The sequence below is a fragment of the Micromonospora sp. CV4 genome (assembly GCF_003667455.1).
GTDB lineage: Bacteria > Actinomycetota > Actinomycetes > Mycobacteriales > Micromonosporaceae > Micromonospora.
Map to the genome: position 1 here is coordinate 1 of NZ_RCVI01000130.1, position 5,943 is coordinate 5,943.

At 74.2% G+C, this 5,943-nt stretch carries 4 protein-coding genes and 1 pseudogene; 3 read left to right on the forward strand and 2 right to left on the reverse strand.

Annotation, left to right across the window (positions count from 1 at the left end; genetic code table 11):
• Positions 1-56: 56 nt before the first annotated feature.
• From EAD98_RS01450 to EAD98_RS01460, 3 genes and pseudogenes are all read left to right on the forward strand, one after another.
• The gene (locus EAD98_RS01450) at positions 57-1,613 is read left to right on the forward strand and encodes a PspC domain-containing protein (RefSeq protein WP_233583674.1); all 1,557 of its coding nucleotides are present in this window, start codon (positions 57-59) and stop codon (positions 1,611-1,613) included.
• Positions 1,610-1,792 (forward strand): annotated as a pseudogene (locus EAD98_RS01455) (hypothetical protein); the annotation flags it as partial. The gene EAD98_RS01450 and the pseudogene EAD98_RS01455, both read left to right, overlap by 4 nt.
• 649 nt (positions 1,793-2,441) lie before the next feature.
• Positions 2,442-3,695 (forward strand): phosphatidylserine decarboxylase, encoded by a 1,254-nt coding sequence (locus EAD98_RS01460; RefSeq protein ID WP_121652279.1) that lies wholly within the window; start codon positions 2,442-2,444, stop codon positions 3,693-3,695.
• Between the two features lie 55 nt (positions 3,696-3,750).
• Here EAD98_RS01460 and EAD98_RS01465 read toward each other — a convergent pair whose 3' ends face one another.
• Together EAD98_RS01465 and EAD98_RS01470 are read right to left on the reverse strand one after the other, a co-directional pair.
• On the reverse strand, positions 3,751-4,689 hold the full coding sequence (locus EAD98_RS01465; RefSeq protein WP_121652280.1) for a phosphatidylcholine/phosphatidylserine synthase: 939 nt from the start codon (positions 4,687-4,689) through the stop codon (positions 3,751-3,753).
• 344 nt (positions 4,690-5,033) lie between these two features.
• Complete coding sequence (locus EAD98_RS01470) at positions 5,034-5,900, reverse strand: NUDIX domain-containing protein (protein ID WP_121652281.1); 867 nt, start codon at positions 5,898-5,900, stop codon at positions 5,034-5,036.
• Positions 5,901-5,943 lie beyond the last annotated feature (43 nt).

Sequence of the window (5,943 nt, forward strand, 5' to 3'; positions counted from 1 at the left end):
ATAAGAGACAGGTACCGGGGCCGGGTGGTCCCGGCCCGTCGGCACCGCCCCCGCCGCTGGGCGGCGCCGGCTTCACCTCGCGGTACGGGCTGGTCCGGCCGCGTGAGGGGCGCTACCTGGCCGGGGTCTGCGCGGCCATCGGACGAGCCACCAACACCGATCCGGTGCTCTGGCGGGTGCTGCTCGCGGTGCTCGGCTTCTTCGGCGGCATCGGCATCCTGGTGTACGTCGCCGCCTGGCTGATCATCCCCAACGAGGGCGACACCGCGTCCCCGGTGGAGTCCATGCTCGGGCGCGGTCGGTCCAGCATGTCGCCGGTGACCGTGATCATCCTGGGCATCCTGGTCGCGGCCAGCTTCGGCTACATCGTCACCGACGCCTTCCGCGCGGTGCTGCTCGGCGCGGCCATCCTGATCGGCGGTGCGCTGCTGCTCAACCGGGACAGCCGAGGGCCGCAGCCCGGCACCCCGGGCGGTCCGGTCCCGTCCGCACCGGTCGGTACGCCGTCCGGGCCCGTCCCGCCGGTCACCTGGCCGGCGCCAGCGCACGGCGTCGTGCCGCCCACCAACCCGCCGGCGACGGCACCGTCCGGCGGGTATCCGGCGTACGCCACCGCCGCGCCGGACGTGTCGCCGACCCCGCACGCCCCGACGTACGACGCACAGCCGACCACCGGTGCGCAGCCGTTCACCGGCGCGCAGCCGGTGTCCGGGGTGGGCCCGGTGTCCGGGCAGCCGGCCGGCACGACGGCCGCGATGGCCGGCTGGCCCGCGCCTGGCCCCGCCAGCCCCGGGTGGCCGAGCACCGGCACGCCCAGCGGCAGTTGGCCGTCGGCGCCGGTGACCGGTGCCCCCGCTGCCGGCACCCCGACCGGCTACCCGGTCACGCCGCCGGCGCCGGCCGGATACCGCCCTCCGTTCGCGCCGCACGGGCCGTACGCCTCGCCGGCCGCGTACCCCCCGCCCAAGCCGCCGAAGCCACCGAAGCCGCCGAAGCGACCCCGGGAGCGGTCGCCGCTCGGCGCGGTGACCTTCTCGCTGATCTTCCTGGCCCTCGGCGTGGTCGCCCTGCTCGACCTGCTGGACGTCTTCGACGTCGGCGCGTCCGCGTACTTCGCCGCCGCGCTGGCCACGATCGCGCTGGGGCTGCTGGTCGGCACGTGGTTCGGCCGGGCCCGCTGGCTCATCGCGCTCGGCCTGGTGACCGCCGCCGCGCTGGGAACGGCCACGGTGGCCGAGTCCTACGACCGGATCCGCGGGGTCGACGGCGCGGTCACCTGGGCGCCGACCGACCACCGCGACCTCGCCGACCGGTACGAGAACAGCTTCGGTGACGCCGTGCTCGACCTGCGCGGGATCGACTTCGCCAAGCGGGACAGCCAGGTGACCGTGGCGGTCAACTTCGGCCAGGCGACGGTGGTCGTACCCCCGAACGTGGACGTCACCACGGTGGCCGACGTCAACGCGGGCGACGCCACCATCTTCGGCAGCCGGTCCGGCGGGCTGGACGGACGCCTGCGCGAGTCCACCGACCTCGGCGCGGACGGGCCCGGGGGCGGGACGCTGCGCCTGTACATCCACGTCAATGCCGGCAACCTGGAGGTGACCCGGTGAAGGCTCACCGTACGGACCTGGTGTCGTTCGCCTTCGGGTTGGTGTTCCTCGGACTGTCCGTCTGGTGGCTGCTCGCCCAACTGCTCGGGCTCGCGCTGCCGCCGGTCGGCTGGTTCCTGGCCGGCGCGCTGATCCTGATCGGGATCTTCGGGTTGGTCGGCGCGCTGCGCTCCAGCCGTCCGGTCCAACCGGAACCGACCGCTCAGGACGCCGTCACCACCGAGTCCGCCGCGCCGGTTTCCGGTGCGTCCGCGCCGACCTCCGGCGCGGGCCTGCCGTCCTGGGACGCCGAACGCTCCACCTGGGACGCTCCCGCACCAGGGCCGGCGCCGGAGACGCCGACGGCCGAGCTGCGGGCGCCGGAGACGCCGACGGCCGAGATGCGGACGCCGGAGACGCCGACGGCCGAGCTGCGGACGCCGGAGACGCCGACGGCCGAGATGCGGGCCCCGGAGACGCCGACGGCCGAGGTGATCCACCCGGCCTGGCTGGCCCACCCGCCGTCGGAGCCGGAAACCACCCCGGTCTCCGATCAGCGCGCCGACGGGGGCGACGAGCCGACCGCCGGCCTCGCCGACCGCCCGACCGGCGCGGAGATCGACGAGCCGACCCGGGTCGACCAGCCGGCGGACGAGCGGGACGAACAGCGCCGGGAGCCCTGACCGGGCGCCTGCCCGCGCCGACCTTCTCAACCGCTCCGACGGTGCGGTCGGCGCGGGCAGGCGCATATGCTGGCCGGTGGAGATCTCGCCTCCGCCGGCCGGCCCGTCCCGCCATGGCGGGCCCCGCCGCGATTCCCGTCTCTACCCCGTCAGGAGCCCGTCCGACATGACCCAGTCCCCCGCCGTGCGTACCACCGGCCGGTCCGGTCCGGTCCGCATCGGCGAGCGAGCCGCCCGTACGCTCGTCACCGAGCTGGCCCGGATCAACGATCCCAAGGTCGCCCTCCTGGTCGGCGCGAGCCCGGAGTCCGCGGTGCTGGCCGCGGCGATCGAGGCGCTGCTCCCCGGTGACCGGCTCGCCGTGGTGCCCGCCGAGTCGTCCGGTGTCACCGTGCTCCGCGAGCACATCACCGCCCAGGGCCGGTGGGTCGCCGACCGGGTCAATGTGATCGACTCGCTGGCCGAGGCCGAGGCCGCCGCGGTGGTCATCGCCGCCGAGGCGTTCACCGGCACCGCCGAGGAGACCCGCGGCGGCATCGAGTCCCTGGTCAAGCACCTGGCCGACGGCGCGGTGCTGAGCGTCGCCACCGCCGCGACGCCCGGCCGGACCACCGGCGCCGCGGCCGAGCTGGCCCGGCAGGACGCCCTCTACGGCGTCGGCGCCGACCTGGTGCTGCGCAACTCGCCGCCGGTCCGGATCTACCGGCTGCGGTTCACCCCGGCCAGCCCGGCGGCGGCCGACCGGTTGGCCCCGGCACACCGGCCGTCGAGCGTGCCGCTGACCCGCGGCATGCACATCGACTCCAACGGGGTGGCCGCGGCGGGCATCACGCTCGGCCTGGCCGCGCTGGCCCGGGTGGCGCGTCCCTCGTCCAAGCTCTGGCTGTTGCCGGCGCTGGCCGCCGGGCCGGTCGCCGCGTTCTTCCGCGATCCGCAGCGCGACGTTCCGGAGGATCCGGCGGCCGTGGTCGCCAGCGCGGACGGGCAGGTCCTGTCGGTGCAGCGACTGCACGACGAACGTTTCGGCGACGGTGAGTGGCTGCGGATCGCGGTCTTCCTGTCCGTGCTGGACGTGCACGTCAACCGGGCGCCGGTCGCCGGCAAGGTGGTGGACTACTTCGTCGCCGACGGCGGCTTCGTGAACGCGATGAAGCCGGACGCCGAGCACAACGTGGCCGCGTACACCGTGCTGGACACCAGCCGCGGCACGGTGGTGGTCGCGCAGCGGACCGGGCTGATCGCCCGCCGGATCGTGCAGCGCGCTCCGATCGGCGCGCTGCTGGCGAAGGGCGAGCGTTTCGGGCTCATCAGGTTCGGCTCCCGGACCGACGTGTACCTGCCGGCCGAGGCCGCCGAGCCGCTGGTCGGGCCGGGCGACAAGGTGGTCGGGGGTTCCACGGTCATCGCCCGCTGGCGCTGACCCGTCAACGACAGAACGGGGTGCCCGCGGGCACCCCGTTCTTCGTTACGCGGATTCAGGCGGTACGACGCTGCCGCAGCCAGAGCACCGGCCCGCTGACCAGGTAGCCCACCACGATCAGGGCGAACGTGAGCCGGATGTCGACAAGTGCGCCGATCACCGGGGCCAGCCAGAGCCACGGCGGCAGCTTGACCAGCCGGGCGAGCTTGGCGTACGGGAAGCTGGAGACCATCGCGAAGGCGAGCAGCGCCACCCCCGCGACCAGCACGGGGCCGGGCACGGGCAGACCGATCGCGACGGTCACGGCGAGCACCGCGGCCGCCATGGTGGTGGGGACCCCGCAGAAGAAGCGGCCGTCCTTCGGCGAGACGTTGAAACGGGCCAGCCGGATCGCGGCACATGCCGCGACCAGGGCGCAGGCCACCGCCGCCGCGGCCGTCGACACCGAGCCGGCGAGCGAGGCGTAGACCACGACCGGTGCGGCGAGGCCGAACGAGCACATGTCGGCCAGCGAATCCATCTGCGCGCCGAACGGGCTGGCCACGTTGAGCCGGCGAGCCAGCGCGCCGTCCAGGCCGTCGAAGGCGACGCAGGCGATCAGGCAGAGCGCGGCGATGCGTACCTCACCCTGCATGGCCTGGAAGATGGCGAGCATGCCGAGCATCAGGCTGGCCAGCGTGCACGCGTTGACCAGGCCGAACTTCATCCGGCGGGCGACTGTGCGCTCGCCGGGGAGCAGTGGGATCGAGTGGGCCGAAGCCTCGTCGACGTGTGCCATCGGCGGCAGCGCCGGGCTGACCGGCATGACGGCCTCGATCTCCGATCGACCGGTGCCGAGCGCTGGGCGGCCGAGGCGGTCCAGGCCGTAGCGGCGGCGCTGCCGGTCGGCGTACCGGTGCTCGGGCAGCGCCACATCGGTGGTCCGCAGGTCGCCGTCGCGGCGACCCACCCGGACCAGTAGCACCTGGCGCGCGAACGTGCTGCTGCGGCGCAAGCGGCCCGCCCAGCGACGTCCTGCGGGGCGCGGACTGTCAGTCGTACGACGCCGGCGCCATAGGGCTCTCGGCACGTTTCCTCCATCACCGGATCGACTGCCGCCGTGGGGGCGGGTGTCCGGCTGTCTCGTGCCGGACCTTGCGTGGCCCGGCAGCCGTTTTGCGGAGTACACCATCGCATAAGGGAACAGGACTTGGCGATAGCTGCCGGCGGTACTTATATCTGGCTTAAACCGCGCGAACCGCACTCTTATTCCCATGCCGGGCCTCATCGCCCGTTCCTCCATCATTCCCGCCATCGACTGTACCGGAGGGTCACCATCTCGGCTCACCGAGCGCGGGGCTATCGACCCGACTGTCCGATTGCCGAGGCAGCGATCCCCGTCAACGGCAGGTCGGCGGCCTGAGCCGGGGTGAACCAGCCGGCCCGGGCCGTCGAACCACCCGCCGACTCGGTGACCACCGCGTCGGTAGGTACGTCCACCAGCACCCGATAGATCACCCGGACGCCGTGCCAGTCCAGTGGCCGCCCCTCCGGGCCGAACGCGGCGGGGTTGTGCAGATTGTCCACGCCGAGCAGCTCCACCACCCGGCCCAGCTGACCGCCCTCCTCGATCAGCTCACGGAGCAGCCCGGTGGTCGGTTGCTCGCCGTGATCGGTGCCGCCCCCGGGCAGGTGCCACCTGCCGGCCCCCGGGTAGCCGTCCGCGATCTGAGTGAGCAGGATCCGCCCGGCCGGGTCGGTGACCAGCCCGTACGCCCCGAAGCGCAGCCGCCGGTCGGGGTGCGCCGGCGGGAACGGCTCGGCGGGCCGACGGGCACCGGTCGGGAGCGGGGTGACCGGCAGGCCGAGCAGCTCGGCGCTGAACGGCGCCAGCGGCAGGCGGGCCGCCTCGGCCGTGGTGACCCAGCGGGCCTGGTCGGTCGGGCCGTCCCCGGCGTCGCGCAGCGTGCCGCCGCGCGCGCTCAGCTCGAACGCCAACCGGTCGGTGTGCAGGGCGACGTCGTCCTCCGGGTAGGTGGTCACGTCGGCCACGGCCGCCAGCAGCCGGTCGACCGTCACGGTCAGCCCGGTCTGCCGGGCCACCTCCCGGACCACCGCGTGCTCCGGATGTTCGGCGTGTGCCACCGCACCTCCCGGCAGCCGCCACACCCCGTCGATCATGAAGTTATCGCCGTCCATCTCGGCGTGTCCTGACAATAACTTCATGATCAACGCGGAGAAGCGTGGGCCGGGGGGCCGGGAGAGGTGG

Bases quoted from the DNA above. Each gene is read 5' to 3' on its own strand.
- EAD98_RS01460 (WP_121652279.1), top strand. From the start codon at position 2,442: ATGACCCAGTCCCCCGCCGTGCGTACCACCGGCCGGTCCGGTCCGGTC.
- EAD98_RS01470 (WP_121652281.1), bottom strand. From the start codon at position 5,900: ATGAAGTTATTGTCAGGACACGCCGAGATGGACGGCGATAACTTCATG.